This window comes from Rathayibacter caricis DSM 15933 (assembly GCF_003044275.1).
GTDB lineage: Bacteria > Actinomycetota > Actinomycetes > Actinomycetales > Microbacteriaceae > Rathayibacter > Rathayibacter caricis.
Genome location: NZ_PZPL01000001.1, coordinates 2,095,956 through 2,117,586 on the forward strand (window position 1 = coordinate 2,095,956; position 21,631 = coordinate 2,117,586).

The following is a 21,631-nucleotide window of genomic DNA, read 5'->3' on the forward strand; positions in this document are numbered from 1 at the left end:
GCTCCTCAGGGGGCCCGTTCGGCGTTTCCGGGCGGGGTCAGGCGGGGCTGTCGACGACGCCGACGAAGCGGGTGCCGATGCCGTCGTACTCGTCGCGGCGGTGACCGTCGGGGTGGTGCGGCCACTCGTCGGGGGAGTGATCCTCGCAGACGAGGAAGGTGAAGTCGGGCCACCACTTCTTGGGGCGGGCGGCCTCGGAGCGACCGCAGACGGTGCAGTCGAGGGTCACCCAGACCGGGCGCTTGCCCGTGCGGTTCTCACGGGACTGGACCAGCCACGGCGGCGGCTCCTGCTCCAGGGCCGCGAACTCCTCCTCCGAGAGGCGGGCGGCGAGGCCGTGGCGGGCCGCCATCTCGACGGGGATGTCGAGACGCTGGGCGGCCTCGCGTCGGGTGATCATCGGGCCACCCTAGCCCAGCGCCCGGACACGGGACCGGCTGGTCGGGCGCAGCGAGGCCCGCGCCAGGAGCCACTCGAGCGGACCCTGGCCGATGTACTGGCGCCAGAGCATCGCGAAGGCGATCGAGCCGAGGGCGAAGTACAGCAGGATGTCCCAGCCGCGCCACGCGTCGAAGTCGAACGGCTCGAAGGGGATGAGGTAGAGGGCGAGGAGGACGATCTGCAGCGAGTAGATCGTCAGGGGCATCGCTCCGACGGCCTCGAGCGGAGCCGCGAGACGGCGGAAGGTGCCCGAGCGCTGCCCCAGCGCGGTCAGGAAGCCGATCGCGATCGCGGCGACTCCGCCGGCGCCGAGCAGCTCGGCCGTGGTGCTCGCGTGGGCCTCCACCGTCTCGGGTCCACCGAGCATCAGTCCTCCGCCGTAGCCGATCAGGGCCGACGCGGCACCGCCGATCACGAGCCAGCGCTGCGTGGTCGCCGAGCGGACGTCGCAGCGGGCGACGAGGAGGCCGAGGACCACGTAGGCGAGCCAGGACGGCACCGGGTAGTACTGCGTGAGCCAGGTGAGGGGCTGCCGCGCGATCAGCGCCTCATCGGGCGGGAGGAGCGCCAGCCACGGTGTGCTCCGGAGCACGAGCTCGTCGACGACGATCGGCCCGGCGACCGCGAAGACCGCGACGAGCACGGCCAGGACCGCTCTCGGGAGGAACAGCAGCAGCGCGGCGACGAAGAACATCAGCCCGTAGTGCGACAGGATCACCGCGATCGGCGTCCCGAGGAAGGTGAGGGCGACGCCGATCGCGAGGAGGTAGAGACCGCGCAGCAGGATCGACGCCGTGTCGAGCCAGGGTCGCGTCGACCTCCCCGCGCCGCCCGTCATGAGTCCGATCGAGACGCCCGCGAGGACGGCGAACAGGACGGAGCTGCGCCCGTCCCAGGGCATCTCGCGGCCGGTGGGGGCGAGGTGCGCCGCGAACATGCCGAGGACGGCGAGCCCCCGGGCGACGTCGAGGCCGACGATCCGGGCGGGGGAGGAGGCGGTCACGACTCCATGGTGCCAGGCGCGCCTGGCACGGCGCCGGAACGACGACGGGCGCCCGACCCGGAGGTCGAGCGCCCGCGCGGACGTGGTGCAGTGACTACTCGCGGAAGATCGCGACGAGTCGCAGGATCTCGAGGTACATCCAGACGACGGTGACGAGGACGCCGTAGGCGCCCGTCCAGCCGTAGATGCGCGGGGCGCGGTTGCGCACGCCCTGCTGGATGAACTCGAAGTCCATCACGAGCGAGTAGGTCGCCAGGGCGATGGCGATCAGGCCGATCACGATGCCGATGAAGCCGGTGCGCAGACCGAAGCCGCCGCCGACGCCGAAGAGGCCGAGGCCCAGGTTCACGAGCGAGAAGACCGCGTAGCTGATCATGCCGATGAAGAAGATCTTGTTCAGCTTCGGCGAGGTGCGGATCTTGCCGTTCATGAACAGCGCCAGGGTGACGCCGATCACGATGACGGTCGCGAGGAGGGCCTGGACGACCGCTCCTTCGTAGGCGGTCTCGAAGAAGCGTGAGATCCCGCCGACCGCGACACCCTGGGTGAGGGCGTAGCCGAGGATCAGAGCGGGGCTCGGCACCTTCTTGAAGGCGTTGACGATGCCCAGGACCAGCGCGATGAGGACGGCGGGGAGGATGAGCCCCGGCACGAACCAGCCCACGGCCGCGCCCGCCAGGAGCACGACGAACGCGAGCGCCGTCTTCGCGAGGGTGTCCTCGACGGTCATCCGGTCGGTCTCGAGCGAGCTCGCGGCCGGACGGTTGTACATCTGGTCGAGCGTGTCGGACGAGACGTCGGGGAGGTCCTGCACGCGGCCGGCGTAGCCGCGGTTGCTGAACTCCGGACGCCCGAAGGCCGGATTGCTGCTTGCCATGGTTCCTCTTCTCTCAGGTGCGCTGGTGTCCGGTGGATCAACGGAGCTGAGTCGCGGTGTGGTCGGGATGCTGTGGTGCCGCCGGGTCCTCCGAGAGGACTCCGACGATGTGTTCCACAGTATCTGAGAACAGCTCTCAGAGTCTGGCTATTCCCCACGAGGAGACCGAGTCCTCGCCCGTAGGATCGCGGCATGTCCGACCGACTCCGACCGCTCGTCATCGGCCACCGAGGGGCGAGCGGGTACCGCCCCGAGCACACCCGCTCCGCCTACGACCTCGCTATCGCCCTGGGAGCCGACGCCGTGGAGCCGGACCTGGTCGCCACCCGGGACGGAGTGCTCGTCCTGCGCCACGAGAACGAGATCTCGGGCACCACCGACATCGAGCGCCGTCCGGAGTTCGCCGACCGGCGCACCACGAAGCGCCTCGAGGGGAAGGACGTCACCGGCTGGTTCACCGAGGACTTCACCTGGGCCGAGCTCTCCGAGCTGCGGGCGCGGGAGCGGGTGCCCGCCGTCCGTCCGTCCAGCGCCACCTTCGACGGCCAGTTCCCGCTCCTGCGCTTCTCGGACCTGCTCGCTCTGCTCGACCGGGCGGGCGAGGACGCGGCCGGCGCGCCTCCCGGCCTCGTCGCCGAGATCAAGCACGCCGACTACTTCGACTCGATCGGCCTGCCGCTGGACGTGCTGCTGGAGCAGGAGCTCGCCGCCGCCGGCTGGGGGCCGCGGGATCCGCGCCTGACTATCGAGAGCTTCGAGAAGACGGTGCTCGAGCGTCTCGCCGTCCGGGGCGTCGGCGCGAAGCGGGTGTACCTGATCGAGGCCGCCGGCACCGCTCCCGACCTCGTGGCCGCGCACGGTGCGCACGCGACCCCCTACGCCGACTTCGTCACCCCGGCGGGCCTGCGGGGTCTCTCCGGCACCGTCGACGGGGTGAGCGTCGACAAGCGGATGCTCTTCGCGCGCGACTCGGCCGGGCGCGCGGTCGGGCCGAACGACCTGGTCGCCCACGCGCACGCCGTCGGCCTCGAGGTCTACTGCTGGACCCTCCGGCCGGAGAACCGGTTCCTCGAGAAGGCGCACCGGCGCGGCAAGGACCCGGCCGCGTTCGGCGCATGGCAGGACGAGTTCCGGATGATCCTGGCGACGGGCCTGGACGGCGTCTTCGCCGACCACCCCGACCTGGCGCTCGAGATCGTGGCCGCCGGAGCCTGATCCGGAGCCTCGCGGCGAGGATGGAGGGAACGGGGAGCGTCGACTGCCATCATCGGAGCCCGGTGGTCGACCCCCGCCGATCGCCCCGTGTCGAGAGGAGGAGCCCCGTGTCCACCCGCGCCCGCATCACCCGCCGCTGGCTCACCTCCGCCGTGCTCGCCGCCCTCGGGGTCGCGCTCGTCTACTGGATCGCCGTGCTCACGCCGCAGGGCCAGGCGGCCGAGAACTCCGGGCTCCGCGGGGCGGACCTCGTCTTCGGACGGGCGACCGGCGCGGCCGCCGGCGCGCTGGCCGACGTCACTCCGGTGTCGATGATCGCCGGAGCACTCCTGGCCGCGTCGATCGCGCTGATCCGCCGGCGCCCCGCCCTGGCGATCGCCTCCGTCGGCTCGATCGTGCTGACCGCCGGGCTCACCCAGCTGCTGAAGAACATCGTCCTCGAGCGGCCGCTCCTCGTCGAGACGGACGCCTGGTACACCGGCGGGAGCTTCCCGAGTGGGCACACGGCGGCCGCGGTCTCGGTCGTCTTCGCGTTGGCGATGGTGCTGCCGGCGCGCGGGCGCACGGTCGTGCTGCTGCTGGGAGGCGCGGTCGTGATCCTGGTCGGCAACCTCACCATGGCGGCGTCCTGGCACCGCGCGAGCGACGTGCTGGGTGCCGACCTCGTGGCGCTCGCCTCCGCCTCGCTCGCCTGCGCCTGGCTCTCGACGCGGGCGCAGCTCGGCCGGGCTCCGCGCCGCAGCACGCGCCGCGGGGTGAACCGGCTGCTGCTTGTCTGCTCGGCGGTCGTGGTGGTGGTCCTCGCCGGACTCGCCGTGCAGGGCATCCAGTACTACCCCGACGACACGAAGGACCTCACCGCGTTCGCGCTGCAGCAGCTGCTCGCGGTGTCGACCTCGACGATCGCCCTCGTGGGCTTCTCGCTCGCCTGGCGCGGGCTGGACGTGGGTGGTTCGCTGACGGCGTCGACGGCCCGCCCCCGGGCGGTCTGACCCGGCCCCGGGTGTCGGAGGGTCGATCTACACTCGGAGGGACATGAGCTTCCTCTTCGATCCGAGCGATTCCCGAGCCACCCCGGTCGTCCTCGCCGCACCCGGCCGCGACGGCGCCTCCTTCAGCGATCCGGCGCACGAGCAGCTCGTCGCGGGACTCAATCCGCAGCAGCGCGAGGCTGTCGAGTACCGCGGCGACGCGCTGCTGATCGTCGCGGGCGCGGGCTCCGGCAAGACCAGCGTGCTGACCCGTCGCATCGCGAGCCTCCTCGGCAACGGCGAGGCCTGGCCGAGCCAGATCCTCGCGATCACGTTCACCAACAAGGCGGCGGCCGAGATGCGCGAGCGCGTCGAGAAGCTCGTCGGGCAGAGCGCCGAGGGGATGTGGATCTCGACCTTCCACTCCGCGTGCGTGCGGATCCTGCGGCGCGAGGCCGAGAACTTCGGCATGACGAAGTCGTTCACCATCTACGACTCCGGCGATCAGCGCGCACTGCTCAAGCGGATCGTGAAGGACCTCGAGGCCGACTCGCTCGGCATCACGGTCGCCAGCGCCTCGTCGAAGATCTCGAAGCTCAAGAACGAGCTCGCCGATGTCGACTCCTACGCGCGCACCGCGAACATGAGCGACCCCAACGAGGAGATGTTCCTCCAGGTCTTCCGCGCCTACTCGCGGGCGCTCGAGAGCGCGAACGCGTTCGACTTCGACGACCTCATCGCGCAGACGGTCTACCTCTTCCGGGCCTTCCCGCACGTCGCGGCCAAGTACCAGCGGCGTTTCCGCCACGTGCTGGTCGACGAGTACCAGGACACCAACCACGCGCAGTACTCGCTGATCCACGAGCTGACCCGCCCGGTGCCGCGGGCGACGATCGACGCGGCGCAGTTCGACCGTCCGTACCGCGGCCCGGTCACGGCCGACGGGTCGATCCCCGGCGCCTCCCTCACGGTCGTCGGCGACTCCGACCAGTCGATCTACGCGTTCCGCGGCGCCGACATCCGCAACATCGTCGAGTTCGAGCGCGACTTCCCCGGCTGCCGGGTGATCCTGCTCGAGCAGAACTACCGCTCGACCCAGAACATCCTCTCGGCCGCCAACGCCGTGATCTCGAACAACTTCGACCGCCGCGCGAAGAACCTCTGGTCCTCCAGCGGCGACGGCGAGAAGATCATCGGCTACACGGGCTACTCCGGACACGATGAGGCCCAGTTCGTCGTCGACGAGATCGCCCGGCTGCACGCGGCCGGCACGGGGTACGACGAGATCGCCGTGTTCTACCGCACCAACGCTCAGACCCGTGCGCTGGAGGAGATCTTCATCCGCTCGGCCCTGCCCTACCGGATCCTGGGCGGCACCAAGTTCTACGAGCGCGCCGAGATCAAGGACGCGCTCGCCTACCTCATCACCGTCGCCAACCCCGCCGACGTGCTGGCGCTGCGGCGGATCATGAACACCCCCAAGCGCGGCATCGGCCCGGCGACGGAGGCGCAGCTGCAGTCGTTCGCCGACACCAACGGAGTGACCCTCCGCGAATCGATGCGCAACGCCGGGTCGCTCGGCATGGGTCCGAAGGTCACGAAGGCGATCGTCGATCTGGCGACGCTGCTCGACGAGTGCGCCATGATGCTCGACCCCGGCCGCCCCGAGGGCGAGGCGAAGGTGCACGAGGTGCTCACGGCGCTCCTGACGCGCAGCGGCTACCTCGACATGCTGCGGGCGAGCCGCGATCCGCAGGACGAGGCGCGCGCCGAGAACGTCGACGAGCTCATCGCCGTGACCAAGGAGTTCGCGCGCAACAACCCCGACGGCGGCCTGGTCGACTTCCTCACCGAGGTGTCGCTCGTCGCCGCGGCGGACGACCTCGAGGACGACTCGGGCACCGTCTCGCTGATGACGCTGCACACCGCGAAGGGCCTCGAGTACGACGCCGTGTTCCTCACCGGGATCGAGGAGGACCTCCTCCCGCACCGCATCTCGGCGAACGAGCCCGGCGGTCCGGCCGAGGAGCGGCGGCTGTTCTACGTCGGCATCACCCGCGCGCGCAAGCGGCTCTACCTCTCGCTGGCGATGACGCGCGCGCAGTACGGCGAGACGTCGGTCGCGATGCCGAGCCGCTTCCTCCAGGAGATCCCCGGGGAGCTGATCGAGTGGCGGCAGTCGCCCGGCGCGGCGACGTCGCGCGGAGGCACCCAGCCGCGGGCCCTGAACGCGCAGCGCCCCGGCTTCGGCCGCTCCCGCTCGAACTCCGAGTTCCGCGAGGCGCTCGCCGCGGCGCCGAAGGCCAAGGCCGAGTTCCCCAACCGCATCACGGGCATGGTCCGCGACAACGGCGACCTCGAGCTGATCGCGGGCGACCGCATCCGGCACACCGACTTCGGCGAGGGCCGCGTGAACGCGGTCACCGGCGAGGGCACCAAGCGCGTCGCGCACGTGCTGTTCGACCAGGTCGGCGCGAAGAAGCTGCTGATCAAGGTCGCTCCGATCGAGAAGCTGTGAGGCGCGCGGCGTCGTGAGGCCGCGGGTCGGACGCCGGTCTCGGAGCGACGCCGCGGCGCGGTTCGCGACCGAGGCGTTCTCGCCGGCGGTGCTCGCGGTCGTCGTGCCGATCGCGGTCGGGGCGCGGGTCGCGGATCCGCCCCTCGTGGGAGTGGGATGGGGCGCACTCGCGGCGCTGTTCGTCGGCGTCCTGCCGTACCTCGCGATCCGGCTGCTGCTGCGCGCCGGGCGGATCACGGGCGACCACCACGTCCCGGAGCGACGCGAGCGCGCTCTGCCGATCGCCCTGGCGCTCGTGTCGATCGTGGTCGGCCTCGTGCTGCTCGCGGCACTCGGGGCTCCCGCCGCGGTGACGACCTTCGGCCTCGTCACCGTCGCGGTCGTCGTGGCGGTCGGAGTGGTCAACCTCGCGTGGAAGCTGTCCGGCCACGCCGCGGTCGTCGCGACCTGCGCCGTCGTGGTGCTGATCGCCTACGGACCGTGGTCGCTGCTCGTATCGGTGCCCGTCCTGCTCTGGACCGGCTGGTCGCGCGTGCGGCTCGGCGCGCACACTCCGGCGCAGGTCGCGGCGGGCGCGGCGACCGGCGCGGTGCTCGCCTCCGTGGTCTGGTCGCTGCTCGGCTGACGGCTCGCCGCCACGAGATGCCACTCCGGTACGAGACACGCCGCGAGGCGCGTACCGGAGTGGTATCTCGGAGGGACGGTCAGGAGTAGCGGGCGACCAGTTCGCGCTTGAGCACCTTCCCGCTCGGGCCCAGCGGCAGGGCGTCGACGAACTCGATGCGGCGGGGGAACTTGAAGGCGGCGAGGTGCTCGTTCGCGAAGGCGATCAGCTCGTCGGCGCCGACCTCGGCCGACGGGGCGAGGACCACGGCGGCGACGATCTCCTGCCCGTGCATCTCGTCCGCGACTCCGAAGACCGCCGCATTGGCGACGGAGGGGTGGCCGATCAGCACCTCCTCCACCTCGCGCGGGTACACGTTGTAGCCGTTGCGGATGATCATGTCCTTCGTGCGGTCCAGGATCCGCACGTAGTCCTCGTCGTCCTTCGTGCCGAGATCGCCGGTGCGGAACCAGCCGTCGACGACGGCCTCGGCGCTCGCCGCCGCGTTGCCGAGGTAGCCCTTCATCAGGTTGTGGCCGCGCACGACGATCTCGCCGAGCTCGCCGCGGGGGAGCAGCTCGATCCGATCGGTCACCTCGGGTCGGGCGACCTCGACCTCGACGCCCCAGATCGGAGTGCCGACGGTGCCGGCGCGCGGCGGGACCCCCACGTGGTTGAAGGTGGCGACGGGGGAGGTCTCGGTGAGCCCGTAGCCCTCGTAGATCTCGACCCCGAACACCTCGCGGAACCGCTCGATGATCGCGAGCGGCAGCGATGCTCCTCCGGAGACCGCGTAGCGCAGCGGCGGGCGATCCGGCCGTCTGGTCGCGGCGTCGAGCAGCGCCACGTACATGGTCGGAACGCCCTCGAACACCGTGCACTCGTGCGCGATCATCGCCTCGAGAGCGGCGTCGCCGTCGAACTTCGGCACCAGCACCACCGTCGCCGCCGTGCGGAAGGCCGTGTTCATCGCGCAGACCTGCCCGAAGGTGTGGAACAGGGGCAGCGCGCCGAGGACGACGTCCCCGCGGTGCAGGTCGAAGGTGTTCATCAGCAGCACGTCCGACTGCGACACGATCGCGAAGTGCGTCCCCTCCGCTCCCTTCGGACGGCCCGTCGTGCCGCTCGTGTAGAGGATCGTCGCGGTGTCGGAGGGCTCGCGCGGGACGTATCCGTCGATCGGAGCGGCCTCGGCGGCGAGGTCCTCGAGACGAGGGAACGGCCACCCGGTGCCGTCCGGCACCATCACGCTGAGCACGGGGACGTCGACGAGAGCGGCCCCGGCCGCCCCCTCGGGCAGGAGCGGTGCAGCGCAGATCAGCGCGGAGGCGCCGGAGTCGCGGAGCACGTACGCGATCTCGTCGTGCTTGAGGAGGGCGTGCACCGGCACGACCACCGCCCCGAGCGCGAGGACGGCGAAGTAGCCTCGCGGAAAATCGGGCACGTTCGGCACGAGCAGCGCGACGCGATCGCCGGGACCGATCCCGTGGGCGCGCAGGGCTCCGGCGTAGGCCCGGGTCTGGTCCCAGAGCGTGGCGTAGTCGACGGCGAGCGGACCCACGCGGATCGCGATCGTGGTCGGCGTCCGTCGCGCCGCCTCCGCGAGGATCGCGGCGACCGAGAGGGTGCCGAAGCCGGTCGGGGCGGGCGGGGCCGCGGGAGCCTCCGCAGGTCGTGGTTCGGCGATGCTCATGGGTGCTCCCGTCGTCGTCGACAGCCGCGGCGGATGCCGGGTGGTTCACCGTAGGACCGGCGCGTGCCCCGTTCAAGGGATCCCACCGGATGCTCAGCGCGTCAGTGCGCGGTGGCGGAGGATCACGAGGGGACCCGGCACGGTCAGCGCGAGGCTGTGACTGACGGAGCCGAGCAGCAGCCGCAGGAACGCGCCGCGTCCGTGGCTGCCGACGACCAGCAGCCGCGCCTCCGCGGCGACCTCGCTCAGCTTCTCGACGGGGTTGCCGCGCACGAGCAGGTGCCGGATCTCGAGGTCGGGGCAGCTCTCGCCGAGGCCGACGAGGGACTCCGCGAGCACGAGGTCCTCGTCCTCCTCGATCGCGTCGATGACGCGGCGCTCGACCGGCACCGAGTCGGCCCACGCTCCGGGCAGCTGCCAGGCGTGGAGGGCGAGCAGGGGCTCGCCGAGCCGGTCGGCCTCCTTCGCCGCGAGCCTGATCGCCTCAAGCGAGACCTCGGATCCGTCGACGCCGACCGCGACTCCGCTGCGCCCCGTCGAGGCGGGTCCGGGGATGAGCGCCACCGCCGACCGCGATGCGGCGGCGACCCGGACGGCGACCGGCGCGGCCACCGAGAGTCCGCGCCGGGAGAGCGGATGCGCGCCCAGCACCAGCAGGGCGCCGGCGGGCGCGGCGTCGGCGAGCACGTGCACGGGATCGCCGTCGAGCAGCCTCACCCGTACGGGGACCCCGGCGTACTCCCGCTCGGCGAGGGCCCGCGCCTCCTCCAGCACCGCACCCGCCGCGCGGCGCTGCTCGGCGGCCGCCTCGGCGATCCGGCCGCGCGCCGGCTCGACGACGCCCACGAGCTCCGCGGGCAGCCGATGGCCCCGCGCGTAGTCGAGCGCCCAGCGCAGGGCGTCCGTGCTCCGATCCGATCCGCTGACTCCGACCACGACCGCGTCCATGCTGCGCCTCCTCATCGAGTGCTGCTCCGAGCCGCATTCTCCTCCACCGCAGGCCTCGGCGGGAGTGCTGGAGCCGGATCCGAGGGGCGCCGTAGGGTCGTGGCATGCGAGGCGAGGCGACCCTGTACACGGATGCGATCGCGACGGCTCCGTTCGCCCTCGCGGTCATCGCGGAGGCGACCGGGTCGCGGGTGATCGGAGCGCGCACCGCGGATGCGCACGTCCCCCTCTACAGCGGGCCGACGAGCGCCCGGGTCTCGGTCGCGGGCTTCGGCGACAGCGTGCCGATCGCCGTCGACGTGCGCGACGAGCGGGGCGTCGAGGAGGCGCGGGCCGCCGCGCAGGCACTGGGTCTCGAGCTCGCCGCCTATGCGGGCTGGAGCATCACGGCAGGGTTCTAGAGAGAGGACTCGCGGCGCACCTGCGCCAGGTAGAAGCGACTCGGCGACGTCCGCACGACCGCCGGGAGCCGACGGTAGACGGCGAAGGTCATGCCGAGCGCCCGGTCGAAGCGCCGCTGCTGCCGCTCGCTCCAGCGGAAGCCGAACGCTTCCCGCAGCGCCGGCGGGAGGAGCCCCGCGGTGATCAGCCGCAGGTACGGGCCGAGCGGGCGGAGGTACCACGCGGCGATCGCTCCACCGAGGAGGTCGTGCGCGACGCGGCGCGCATCCGGCGTGACGCGCAGGCGCTCCACCTGCTCGTCCCAGTAGGCGTCGAACGCCGCCCGGTCGGCCGGCCAGGCCGCGTCCGCCATCTGCAGCGAGGTGCCGACCACCCGCGAGCGGTCGACGAGATCGTCCGCCTGCTCCCGGGTCATCGGCCCGAACGCGCCCTCGTACAGCTGCAGCATCGACTGCGTGAGGGTCGCCGCGACCCAGCGCTGCAGCTCCGGATCGAAGGCGCTGTACCCGGGGCCGCGGACCGGGCCGTGCGCGCGGTTCACCCGGCGGCGCACCGCGCGGACGTCGTCCGGGGAGCCGTAGTGCAGCGCGTAGAGGTAGGAGAGGGTGCCGTGCAGGCGTCCCAGCGCCCGGTGGACGAAGTCGGAGTGCTGGGCCACGCCCGCGCCGACAGCGGGATGCGCGATCTGCAGCAGGATCGCGCGGGCGCCGGCGATCAGGAAGACGCCCTCGCGGAACACGTCGCGCTGCGCTCGGGAGCGGCGACGGAGCAGGGGCATGCGACCACGCTACGCGGCGCGGGAAGCGCTCAGGGCGTGCGGAGTAGAGTTGTCGCGGCCCAGGACTGTGCCGAGACTCCGGCGCAGACGGGCCGCATCGGACTCGAAACGCAAGCGCGCTCGGCGCGGAATGGGAATGCAGCGTGGATCTCTTCGAATACCAGGCCCGTGATCTGTTCGAGAAGTACGGCGTCCCCGTGCTCCCCGGCATCGTCGCCGATACGCCCGAGGAGGTGCGCGCCGCGGCCGAGAAGCTCGGCGGCGTGACCGTCGTCAAGGCGCAGGTGAAGATCGGCGGACGCGGCAAGGCCGGCGGAGTCAAGGTCGCCAAGACCGCCGACGACGCCGAGGAGGCCGCGAAGTCGATCCTCGGCCTCGACATCAAGGGCCACGTCGTCAAGCGCGTCATGGTCGCCGGTGGCGCCCGCATCGCCCAGGAGTTCTACTTCTCGGTGCTGCTGGACCGCGCCAACCGCTCCTACCTCTCGCTCACCTCGTACGAGGGCGGCATGGAGATCGAGCAGCTCGCCGTCGAGCGTCCCGAGGCGCTCGCGCGCGTCGAGGTCGTCGCCGGCCAGGGCATCGACCTCGCCAAGGCCGAGGAGATCGCCCGCGCGGCGAAGTTCCCCGAGGAGCTGATCGGCAAGGTCGCCCCGGTCCTCGTGAAGCTCTACGACGTCTACACCGGCGAGGACGCGACCCTCGTCGAGGTGAACCCGCTCGTCCTCACCGAGGAGGGCGACATCGTCGCACTCGACGGCAAGGTCTCGCTCGACGAGAACGCCGGCTTCCGCCACCCCGAGCACGCTGCGCTCGAGGACAAGGACGCCGCCGACCCGCTCGAGGCGAAGGCCAAGGAGAACGACCTCAACTACGTGAAGCTCGACGGCGAGGTCGGCATCATCGGCAACGGCGCGGGCCTGGTCATGTCGACCCTCGACGTGGTCGCCTACGCGGGCGAGCGCCACGGCGGCGTGAAGCCCGCCAACTTCCTCGACATCGGAGGCGGAGCGTCCGCCCAGGTCATGGCGAACGGCCTCGACGTGATCCTCGGCGACGAGCAGGTCAAGAGCGTCTTCGTCAACGTCTTCGGCGGCATCACCGCGTGCGACGCCGTCGCCAACGGCATCCTGCAGGCGCTCGAGATTCTCGGCGATACCGCGACCAAGCCGCTCGTCGTCCGCCTGGACGGCAACAAGGTGGAGGAGGGCCGCGCGATCCTGCAGGCCGCCGCCAACCCGCTCATCACGCTCGCCGCGACCATGGACGAGGGCGCCGACAAGGCCGCCGAACTCGCCGCCGCGTAACGGACCCGACGACTCAAGGAATCAGAGAACAAGCATGTCGATCTTCCTCACCAAGGACTCCAAGGTCATCGTCCAGGGCATCACCGGCGGCGAGGGCACCAAGCACACCGCGCTGATGCTCAAGGCCGGGACCAACATCGTCGGCGGCGTGAACGCGCGCAAGGCCGGCACGACCGTCACCCACGGCGACGTCGAGCTGCCCGTCTTCGGCACCGTCAAGGAGGCCATCGAGGCCACCGGTGCCGACGTCTCCATCGCGTTCGTCCCGCCCGCCTTCTCGAAGGACGCCGTCATCGAGGCGATCGACGCCGAGATCGGCCTCCTCGTCGTCATCACCGAGGGCATCCCGGTGCAGGACTCGGCCGAGTTCTGGGCGTACGCGCAGGAGAAGGGGAACAAGACCCGCATCATCGGCCCGAACTGCCCCGGCATCATCACGCCGGGCGAGTCGCTCGTGGGCATCACCCCCGCGACGATCACGGGCAAGGGCCCCATCGGCCTCGTCTCGAAGTCGGGCACCCTGACCTACCAGATGATGTACGAGCTGCGCGACCTCGGCTTCTCGACCGCCATCGGCATCGGCGGCGACCCGATCATCGGCACGACGCACATCGATGCGCTCGCCGCGTTCGAGGCCGACCCCGAGACCAAGGCGATCGTCATGATCGGCGAGATCGGCGGCGACGCCGAGGAGCGCGCGGCCGACTTCATCAAGGCGAACGTCACCAAGCCGGTCGTCGGCTACGTGGCGGGCTTCACGGCTCCCGAGGGCAAGACGATGGGCCACGCCGGCGCCATCGTCTCGGGCTCCGCGGGCACCGCGCAGGCCAAGAAGGAGGCCCTCGAGGCCGCGGGCGTGAAGGTCGGCAAGACGCCGTCCGAGACCGCCGCGCTGCTGCGCGAGGTCTACGCGTCGCTGTAGCCACTGGCGCGTCCGAACGGGCGGGATCCGCTGCTCCGGCAGCGATCCCGCCCGTTCGCGCGTTCCGGGGTACCGTCGCGGTGTGACCCGCAGACTCGGCCTCGACTTCCTCACCTTCGTCCCGTATCCGGAGGGGCCCGAGCAGCCGGGCGACGCCGCGCGCAGCCTGGAGGACGGGCTCGCCCTCTTCGAGCTCGCCGAGGAGCTCGGCTACGGCACCGGCTGGGTGCGGGTGCGCCACTTCGAGCGCTTCCTGGCCTCGCCGATGACCTTCTTCGCGGCCGCCTCGCAGCGCACGCGGCGCCTCCGCCTGGGCACCGCCGTCATCGGCGCGCGCTACGAGGCGCCGATCCGCCTCGCCGAGGACGCGGCGACCGTCGACCTGCTGTCGGGCGGCCGCCTCGATCTGGGGGTGAGCAGCGGATTCGCGCACCTCGCGTCGGTTTTCGACGGGGTCTTCGGGCAGGGCGAGGGCGAGTTCCGTGCCGAGGCTCAGGAGCGGATCCGCCGGCTGCGCGAGGCCCTCTCGGGCGAGGTTCTCGGGATCGCGGAGTCGGCGCTGATGTCGGTGCCGGTCGGCGATCCGCTCATTCAGCATCCGCACGCCCCGGGACTCGCGGACCGGATCTGGTACGGCGCCGGCACCGTCTCCTCCGCGGTGCGCGCCGGCGAGCAGGGCATGCACCTGCAGGTCTCCACCCTCAACACGGAGGAGACCGGTCTGCCGTTCGCCGAGCAGCAGGCGGTGCAGATCCGCGCCTACCGCGAGGCGTTCCGCGCCGCGCATCCCGAGCGGACCTCGCGCGTCACCGCCGGCCGCATCGTGCTGCCCCTCCTGGACGCCGCCGACGAGCGGGCCCACCGCGCCTTCATCGACGGCTACCTCGCGCGGATGAACGACGACGGCACGCCGCGCACGGCCGACCGCTCGATCATCGCGGCTCCCATGCGCTTCAGCCCGCTGCACCTCGGCTCGCCGGAGGAGATCGTCGCGTCGCTCGCCGCCGATCCGGCCCTCGCGGAGGCGGACTCGCTGACGCTGACGCTCCCCGCGGTGGGAGGGGTGGAGTCGCACCGCCGGATCCTGCGGACGGTGGCCGAGCGGATCGCACCCGAGCTGGGCTGGGCACCCGAGCGCTAGCCGGCGGGACGCCTCCGCTCGAGCAGGACCTGCACCGGCCGCTGCAGCAGCAGGACCAGCAGCCACCAGAGCGAGGGCGCCGCCATCGCGAGCGCGAACGCGAGCACCAGCAGACCGAACGGCACGAGCGCCCGGCGCAGGGGCGCTCCGGCGACGCCCTCCCGCAGCAGCTCCGGGCGTCGCTCCAGGTGCCTCTCGATCAGCACGAGCGCGCCGCTCATCACGACCATGGTCCCGACGTAGAGGCCGATCGTCCCGCGGGAGTCGGGGAGCAGCGCGATCACGCCCGTGGCGAAGGGGAAGAACGCCACGGCGGCGAGCCAGAGCAGATCGAGCCAGGCCAGCGGGCCGTCGTAGTCGTCGGCACGCTCGAAGACGCGGTGGTGGGGGATCCAGAACACGGCGATCAGGACGAACGACAGGGCGAACGCGAGCACCTGGTCGAGGTGGTCGTCGAGGAGCGCCGCCACGCCCCCTCCGCTCTCGGCGATCTCCGGAGCGAGCTGCACGAGCGGCAGCACCAGGAGGGTGATGGCGATGGCGACGGTCGCGTCCGAGAAGTTGACGAGGCGGTCCAGTCCCCGAGGGGTGCGGACGGGACGGGCAGAGGCCCGAGGACGCCTGCGCCTCGCCCATCGGTCCAGCGGCTCCAGGAGCAGGAGCAGCAGCAGCCAGAGCATGTTCACCGCGGGCACTGCCACCGCGAGGACGAGCGCGACGCCGAGCAGCCCGAGGACGATCAGCGGGCGGGACAGCGGCTGCGGGGCTCCGGCACCGAGCGCGGGGTCCCGGCGCAGAAGCAGCCGCATGCCGAGGGTGGCGGCGCTCGCCGCGATGACCACTCCGATGTAGAGGGCGAAGACGGACGGATCGTCGGTGAACACGGTCGAGAGCAGGTTCGCCGCGAACGGAAGGAGGACGATCGCCGCGAGCCAGACGAAGTTCACCGCGACGAGCGCGGGGGAGTAGGCGCGCACCTCCTCGAAGACGGCGTGCTGCACCAGCCACAGGCGTCCGATGACCGCGAAGGTCACGACGAACGCCGCCAGCGTGCCGGAGTGGTCCGCCAGCAGGGGGCCGAGGTCGTCGTACCCGCCCTCCTCGACGACGTCGACGAGCGGCAGCACCAGGAACGTGATCGCGATCGCCGTGACGGCGTCGCTGAAGTTCACGAGCCTGTCCAGGCCGCGCTCGGTCCGCTCCGCCGGTGTCCTCGTCACGAGTCGACAGTAGGGCGTGGCGGCGCGCGCGGCAGGAGGGCGGGAGGCCGCGCGCCGCGCCGCGACCGGACGCGGACCCGCCGGTAGGCTCGTCGCGCCTATGAACCGGATCACCGTCGCCCTCCTCGCCGCCTTCGACGCCGCGCTCTCGGCTCTCCTGGGCATCGCGATCACGCTCGTCCCGCTCACCGTCCTCTGGGCGGTGCAGTACGACACGGCCGTCGACTGGGCCGTGTTCTGGCGCCTCGCGGCCGACGCCTGGCTGATGGGCCACGGTGCCGACCTGCGGGCGAGCCTCGCCCCCGACTCGGCGCTCGCTCTGGGGCTGCCCGGCGGCACGGACGCCTTCACCGTCACGATCGCGCCCCTCGCCTTCGCGCTGCTCGCGATCCTCCTCGGCGCCCGCACCGGTCGACGGGCGCAGGAGTCGCCGTTCCGCTTCATCGGGTTCACCGCGGCGATCGCGACCTACTTCGCCATCGCGTTCCTGGTGACACTCGGGTCCGCCACGGAGTCGGCGACGATCGCCCCCGTGCAGGGTGCCGTCCTGCCGCCGCTCGTGTTCGGTCTCGGCGTCGCGATCGGAGCGGTCCTCCACTCCGCCCGCAGCGGCGAGAGGGACCGCCTCGGCGAGCTGGTCTCGGACGCGGCGGCCCGGCTGCCGGAGCCCGCGCTGCCGCTCGTGCTCACATCGCTGCGAGCCGGAGCGCTGGCGGCGGCCGGCGTCGTCGGCGCTGCCGCGGTGCTCGTCGCCGTGCTCCTCGTCGTCGGATACACCTCGGTCGTCGCGCTCTACGAGGGTCTGGGCTCGGAGGCGCTCGGCGGGCTCGTGCTGACGCTCGGGCAGCTGGCCTTCGTGCCCGACCTCGTGATCTGGGCGGCGAGCTGGCTGATCGGGCCGGGCTTCGCACTCGGCGCGGGCTCGTCGGTCGGACCGGCCGGGACCCTGCTCGGGCCCGTACCGTCGATCCCGTTCCTCGGAGCCCTGCCGCAGGGCGACCTGCCGTTCGGGTTCCTCGGACTCCTCGTCCCGATCCTCGCCGGGTTCCTCGCGGGATGGCGCGTCCGCCGCCCGCTGATCGAGGCGCTCGACGGCCGCTCCCTGCTGCGCTGGGGCGCGGTCGCGGCGGCCGGCACCGGGGTGGTCGGGGGCGTCGTCCTCGGGCTGCTCGCCTGGGCGGCGGCGGGCTCCGCCGGACCGGGGCGGCTCGCGGTCGTGGGGCCGGATCCGCTCGTCGTCGGCGCGATCGCCGCACTGGAACTGGCCCTCGCCGCCGGGCTCGGCCTCGCCGCGGGCAGGCCCGCGCGCGACTGAGCGCGGTGGTCCCGGGCGGAGGCCTCCCCCTAGACTTGCGCAGTGCTGAAGCTCGTCGTACTGATCTCCGGCGGCGGTTCCAACCTCCGCGCCCTCCTGGAGGCGACCCGGGACGACCGCTTCCCGGCGCGCGTGGTCGCCGTCGGCAGCGACACCGACGCCGAGGGGCTGCGGCACGCGGAGGCGTTCGACGTCCCCTCCTTCACCGTCACCCCGCACGCCTTCGCCTCCCGCGACGCGTGGGGCGAGGAGCTGCTCGCGAGCATCCGCGAGTGGGAGCCCGACCTCGTGGTCTGCGCGGGATTCATGCGGATCCTGCCTCCCGTCGTCGTCGACGCCCTCAGCCCGCGGATGATCAACACCCACCCCGCCCTGCTCCCGCTGTTCCCCGGTGCCCACGCCGTGCGCGACGCGCTCGCGGCCGGCGCGACCGAGACCGGGGTCACCGTGCACGTGATCGACACCGGAGTCGACACCGGCCCCGTGATCGCCCAGGAGAGCCTCGCCGTGCTCCCCGGCGAGAGCGAGCACGCTCTGCACGAGCGCATCAAGACCATCGAGCGTCGCCTGCTGGTGCAGACGGTGCTCGACATCGCCCACGGAACCGTCGATCTCGAGGAGCTCGCCCGAGCATGAGCATCACCGCCCACGACCCCAGCAGCTACGACGACCGCGACGTCGTCCCCGTCCGCCGAGCGCTGATCTCGGTCAGCGACAAGACCGGGCTCCTCGAGCTCGCGGCGGCGCTCGCCGCCTCCGGTGTCGAGCTCGTCTCGACCGGATCGACGGCCGCGACGATCCGCGACGCGGGCCACGAGGTGACCGACGTCTCCTCCGTCACCGGCTTCCCGGAGTCGCTCGACGGCCGCGTGAAGACGCTGCACCCCGCCGTGCACGCCGGCATCCTCGCCGACCTCCGTCTCGCCTCGCACCGCGAGCAGCTCGAGCAGCTCGACATCGCCGCGTTCGAGCTCGTCGTCGTCAACCTGTACCCGTTCCGCGAGACGGTCGCCGGCGGAGCGGACCCCGCGACCGTCGTCGAGAACATCGACATCGGCGGGCCGGCGCTCGTCCGCGCGTCAGCGAAGAACCACGCGAACGTGGCGATCGTCGTCGACCCGGCCGACTACTCCGGAGTCGTCGCCGCCCTGGCCGACGGCGGCACCACCCTCGCCGCCCGCCGCACCCTCGCGGCCCGCGCCTTCGCTCACACCGCCTCGTACGACTCCGCCGTCGCCGCCTGGTTCGCCGGGCGGGAGGGCGACGGATCGGAGTTCGGCGGCGCCGTCGAGATCCGCGGCACCCTGAAGCAGGTCCTCCGCTACGGCGAGAACTCGCACCAGAAGGCCGCGCTCTACGTGTCGCCCGACGGCACCGGCATCGCCCAGGCCGAGCAGCTGCACGGCAAGGAGATGTCGTACAACAACTTCGTCGACGCCGACGCGGCCGTCCGCGCGGCCTACGACTTCGTGCTCCCCGCCGTCGCGATCATCAAGCACGCGAACCCCTGCGGCATCGCGATCGCGAGCACGAAGGCCATCGACCCCATCGCCTCCGCGCACCGCCGGGCCCACGAGTGCGACCCGGTGTCGGCCTTCGGAGGCGTCATCGCCGCAAACCGCCCCGTCACCCTCGCGATGGCCGAGACGGTCAAGGAGATCTTCACCGAGGTGCTGGTCGCCCCCGCCTTCGAGCCCGAAGCGCTCGAGGTGCTCAAGACCAAGAAGAACCTGCGGCTGCTGCAGCTCCCCTCCTTCTACGCCCCCGTCGAGACCGAGTTCAAGCAGATCTCGGGCGGCGTCCTCATCCAGGAGCCCGACCGCTTCACCGGCGGACCCGGCGAGGTCAGCTCCGGCTGGGAGCTCGTCGCCGGCGAGCCCGCCGACGCCGACACGCTCCTCGACCTCGAGTTCGCCTGGAAGGCCTGCCGCGCCGTGAAGTCCAACGCGATCCTCCTCGCCAAGGGCGGCGCCTCCGTCGGCGTCGGCATGGGCCAGGTCAACCGCGTCGACTCCTGCCACCTCGCCGTCACCCGCGCCGGCGACCGCGCCCCCGGCTCCGTCGCCGCCTCCGACGCCTTCTTCCCCTTCGCCGACGGCCTCGAGGTCCTCCTCGCCGCCGGAGTGAAGGCCGTCGTCCAGCCCGGCGGATCGGTCCGCGACGCCGAGGTCATCGACGCTGCGAAGCGCGCGGGGATCACGATGTACACGACGGGGGAGCGGCACTTCTTTCACTGAGCGCTTCGCGCTCAGTGGGTGCTTTTCTCCACGCCGCTCCTCGCGCGGCGTGGCGCGGTCGGCTTCGCGACGGGGTGCGTTCCAGGGAGCGGGGAGCGTCGCCCGCCGTGGGAATCGCTTGGCACGCGATTCCCGCTGAGCGGGCTCGCCCTTCGGGCATCGACCCATCTAGGACTCGGAGCCTGCCGGGAGTCGGGGTGTGCCTCGCCCTGCGGGCGTCGAGTTTCCGTGTTCTCGCCCTGCGGGCGTCGAGTTGTCGTGTTCTCGCCCTGCGGGCGTCGAGCTGACGTGTGCCTCGACACGAGGGCGCCGGGTTCCTGAACGCCTCGGCTTCGAGGGTGTCGAGTGCTGCGTCGGCGGACGGCGCTGTCGAGCAGTGAGTGGTCGCGATCCGGGCGCAGGTCGGTGGGTGGAGAGCGTTTCGCGTCCAGTCGGCGGCGGACGCGGGGGTGACTGGTCGTGAAGCGGTGCTCGGGCGGGGGCGGGGGCCCGGCGCGCGCCCAGTCGTGAGGCTCGGGCAGGACGGTGCTTCGTGCGGCAGTCGCGGCGGCGCGCCTGAGAGGTGTCGAGGGGGCGGACGGGGAGGGGCGGAGGAGAGCGCGTAGGGTCGGCGGGTGCCTACCGACTCGACGCCCGACTCCGTGACCGCCCCCACGCTCGGACGGAGGGTGCTGCCGGCGATCGCCGCGGCGGCGGCAACGGCGATCGCGGCGCACAGCGCGAACCTGCTCGCGTTCTTCGTCGGCAACCAGCTGCAGCCCTCGTCGCTGCCGCAGGTGAACGCCTACTTCCTGCTCTCGACCGTCCTGGCCTTCGTGGTGCTGGCGGTCCTGGCGGTCGCCGGACTGCTCGCGCGGCGGTGGACCGCGGCGATCGCGGGACTGCTCGCGGGAGTGGTCGGCGCTCTCTCCGGCACGCTCGTGCAGGCGTCCGCGAGCGGGACTCCGATCGACGGGACCGTCTGGATGTCGATCCTGGCGACGCTGGGCGGTCTGAACCTCCTCTTCCTGGTGGCGTTCACCGTCGCGGCCGCCACGCTCGGCCGCCGGATCGCCCTGTCGCTGGCGCCCGCCCGCGAGGAGCGGGAGGCGCCCGCGCGCCGCATCGCGATCATCCGCCTGCCGACCCCGAACCTCGGCGACGGAGAGCTCACCCACCTCGAGCGCGTCCCGGTCGACCAGGTGGCCGCCGAGGCGCAGTACGAGGAGTACGTCGACGCCCTCGAGGACGCGGGGTGGGAGATCGTCCAGGCCGCGTTCGCGCCGGAGCACCCCGACTCCGTCTTCGTCGAGGACGCGGTGGTCGTGTTCGGCTCGCACGCCGTCCTCGCCCGCTCGGGTGCCGAGTCGCGCCGGGGCGAGAGCGCCGGTGCCGAGGAGGCGGCGCGGGCCCTCGACCTCACCGTGCACCGCCTGGAGGCCCCCGCCACCCTCGACGGCGGGGACGTGCTGAAGATCGGCCGGACCGTGTACGTGGGCCGCGGCGGGCGGACGAACGCCGAGGGAGTCGCGGCGCTGCGCTCGATCCTCCGCCCGCTGGGATGGACGGTGGTCGCGGTGCCGCTCACGAAAGCGCTGCACCTCAAGAGCGCGGTCACGGCTCTGCCGGACGGCACGGTCATCGGCTGGGAGCCCGTCGTCGACGAGCCGCGGCTCTTCCCCTCCTTCCTGCCGATGCCGGAGGAGCCCGGCGCGCACGTCGTCGTGCTCGACGACGACACCCTGCTGATGGCGGCCTCGGCGCCCCGCAGCGCCGAGCTCCTCCGCGGGCTCGGCTACACCGTCGTCGCGGTCGACATCTCGGAGTTCGAGAAGCTGGAGGGCTGCGTGACCTGCCTGTCGGTGCGCGTGCGCTGACACGGCGGGGAGCGGTGGCCCGGTGCGGGAAGCGGGCCGACCCGCCGAGGACGCCATCCCGCGACAGCGTCCCCCGGCCCGGGTGGACACCTCCGCGAGACCGGGTATAGCCTGCAAGGCTGCCCGGAGCCGGACTCCGCGGCACTCGTCCTCTCCGGCGCCCGACAGCGCCCTCCGCTCCTC

General features: G+C 72.3%; 19 protein-coding genes. 12 read left to right on the top strand and 7 right to left on the bottom strand.

From position 1 onward, the window contains the following. Positions 1-37: 37 nt before the first annotated feature. The 3 genes from C1I63_RS09730 to C1I63_RS09740 form a co-directional block, all read right to left on the bottom strand. Positions 38-400: a hypothetical protein gene (locus C1I63_RS09730; RefSeq protein WP_107574641.1), complete on the bottom strand. Its 363-nt coding sequence runs from the start codon at positions 398-400 to the stop codon at positions 38-40. A 9-nt stretch (positions 401-409) separates the two neighbouring features. Continuing rightward, on the bottom strand, positions 410-1,444 hold the full coding sequence (locus tag C1I63_RS09735; protein WP_107574642.1) for a DUF418 domain-containing protein: 1,035 nt from the start codon (positions 1,442-1,444) through the stop codon (positions 410-412). Between the two features lie 94 nt (positions 1,445-1,538). Then, entirely contained in the window at positions 1,539-2,321 is a 783-nt protein-coding gene (locus tag C1I63_RS09740) for a Bax inhibitor-1/YccA family protein (RefSeq protein ID WP_107574643.1), read from the bottom strand. A gap of 192 nt (positions 2,322-2,513) precedes the next feature. Here C1I63_RS09740 and C1I63_RS09745 point away from each other — a divergent pair, with 192 nt between their 5' ends. From C1I63_RS09745 to C1I63_RS19750, 4 genes are all read left to right on the top strand, one after another. After that, on the top strand, positions 2,514-3,536 hold the full coding sequence (locus C1I63_RS09745) for a glycerophosphodiester phosphodiesterase family protein (protein ID WP_055787481.1): 1,023 nt from the start codon (positions 2,514-2,516) through the stop codon (positions 3,534-3,536). Between the two features lie 107 nt (positions 3,537-3,643). Beyond that, positions 3,644-4,528 (top strand): phosphatase PAP2 family protein, encoded by an 885-nt coding sequence (locus C1I63_RS09750; protein WP_107574644.1) that lies wholly within the window; start codon positions 3,644-3,646, stop codon positions 4,526-4,528. A gap of 43 nt (positions 4,529-4,571) precedes the next feature. Next, complete coding sequence (locus tag C1I63_RS09755; protein ID WP_055787487.1) at positions 4,572-7,025, top strand: ATP-dependent helicase; 2,454 nt, start codon at positions 4,572-4,574, stop codon at positions 7,023-7,025. Between the two features lie 13 nt (positions 7,026-7,038). Continuing rightward, entirely contained in the window at positions 7,039-7,650 is a 612-nt protein-coding gene (locus C1I63_RS19750) for a phosphatase PAP2 family protein (RefSeq protein WP_107574645.1), read from the top strand. A gap of 79 nt (positions 7,651-7,729) precedes the next feature. Here the strand turns inward: C1I63_RS19750 and C1I63_RS09765 are convergent, their stop codons facing one another. Together C1I63_RS09765 and C1I63_RS09770 are read right to left on the bottom strand one after the other, a co-directional pair. Beyond that, positions 7,730-9,322: a long-chain-fatty-acid--CoA ligase gene (locus C1I63_RS09765; RefSeq protein WP_107574646.1), complete on the bottom strand. Its 1,593-nt coding sequence runs from the start codon at positions 9,320-9,322 to the stop codon at positions 7,730-7,732. A gap of 93 nt (positions 9,323-9,415) precedes the next feature. Continuing rightward, complete coding sequence (locus tag C1I63_RS09770) at positions 9,416-10,270, bottom strand: universal stress protein (RefSeq protein ID WP_170116362.1); 855 nt, start codon at positions 10,268-10,270, stop codon at positions 9,416-9,418. A 104-nt stretch (positions 10,271-10,374) separates the two neighbouring features. Between C1I63_RS09770 and C1I63_RS19755 the strand changes: the two genes are divergently transcribed. After that, on the top strand, positions 10,375-10,671 hold the full coding sequence (locus C1I63_RS19755; RefSeq protein WP_055787498.1) for a Rossmann-fold NAD(P)-binding domain-containing protein: 297 nt from the start codon (positions 10,375-10,377) through the stop codon (positions 10,669-10,671). Here C1I63_RS19755 and C1I63_RS09780 read toward each other — a convergent pair. Further along, the gene (locus C1I63_RS09780; RefSeq protein WP_107574648.1) at positions 10,668-11,450 is read right to left on the bottom strand and encodes an oxygenase MpaB family protein; all 783 of its coding nucleotides are present in this window, start codon (positions 11,448-11,450) and stop codon (positions 10,668-10,670) included. The genes C1I63_RS19755 and C1I63_RS09780 overlap by 4 nt on opposite strands. 143 nt (positions 11,451-11,593) lie before the next feature. Between C1I63_RS09780 and sucC the strand changes: the two genes are divergently transcribed. From sucC to C1I63_RS09795, 3 genes are all read left to right on the top strand, one after another. Beyond that, entirely contained in the window at positions 11,594-12,757 is a 1,164-nt protein-coding gene (gene sucC, locus C1I63_RS09785; RefSeq protein WP_055787504.1) for an ADP-forming succinate--CoA ligase subunit beta, read from the top strand. Between the two features lie 34 nt (positions 12,758-12,791). Continuing rightward, the gene (gene sucD / locus C1I63_RS09790; RefSeq protein WP_055787509.1) at positions 12,792-13,679 is read left to right on the top strand and encodes a succinate--CoA ligase subunit alpha; all 888 of its coding nucleotides are present in this window, start codon (positions 12,792-12,794) and stop codon (positions 13,677-13,679) included. Between the two features lie 82 nt (positions 13,680-13,761). Then, entirely contained in the window at positions 13,762-14,820 is a 1,059-nt protein-coding gene (locus C1I63_RS09795; RefSeq protein ID WP_170116363.1) for an LLM class flavin-dependent oxidoreductase, read from the top strand. Here the strand turns inward: C1I63_RS09795 and C1I63_RS09800 are convergent. After that, entirely contained in the window at positions 14,817-16,040 is a 1,224-nt protein-coding gene (locus C1I63_RS09800) for a TMEM175 family protein (protein ID WP_211315606.1), read from the bottom strand. The two genes, C1I63_RS09795 and C1I63_RS09800, sit on opposite strands and share 4 nt — an antisense overlap. A 100-nt stretch (positions 16,041-16,140) precedes the next feature. Here C1I63_RS09800 and C1I63_RS09805 point away from each other — a divergent pair, with 100 nt between their 5' ends. The 4 genes from C1I63_RS09805 to ddaH all read left to right on the top strand — a co-directional run bounded on the left by C1I63_RS09805 (position 16,141) and on the right by ddaH (position 21,448). Beyond that, positions 16,141-17,355 (top strand): cell division protein PerM, encoded by a 1,215-nt coding sequence (locus C1I63_RS09805; RefSeq protein ID WP_107574651.1) that lies wholly within the window; start codon positions 16,141-16,143, stop codon positions 17,353-17,355. 42 nt (positions 17,356-17,397) lie between these two features. After that, on the top strand, positions 17,398-17,991 hold the full coding sequence (gene purN, locus C1I63_RS09810) for a phosphoribosylglycinamide formyltransferase (protein ID WP_055787518.1): 594 nt from the start codon (positions 17,398-17,400) through the stop codon (positions 17,989-17,991). Further along, positions 17,988-19,592 carry a bifunctional phosphoribosylaminoimidazolecarboxamide formyltransferase/IMP cyclohydrolase gene (gene purH, locus C1I63_RS09815; protein ID WP_107574652.1) on the top strand — a complete coding sequence of 535 codons (1,605 nt, stop codon included), beginning with the start codon at positions 17,988-17,990 and terminating at the stop codon, positions 19,590-19,592. Before purN ends, purH begins: the two co-directional genes overlap by 4 nt. 614 nt (positions 19,593-20,206) lie before the next feature. Then, the gene (gene ddaH / locus C1I63_RS20285; protein ID WP_280523116.1) at positions 20,207-21,448 is read left to right on the top strand and encodes a dimethylargininase; all 1,242 of its coding nucleotides are present in this window, start codon (positions 20,207-20,209) and stop codon (positions 21,446-21,448) included. The last annotated feature ends 183 nt before the right edge of the window (positions 21,449-21,631 follow it).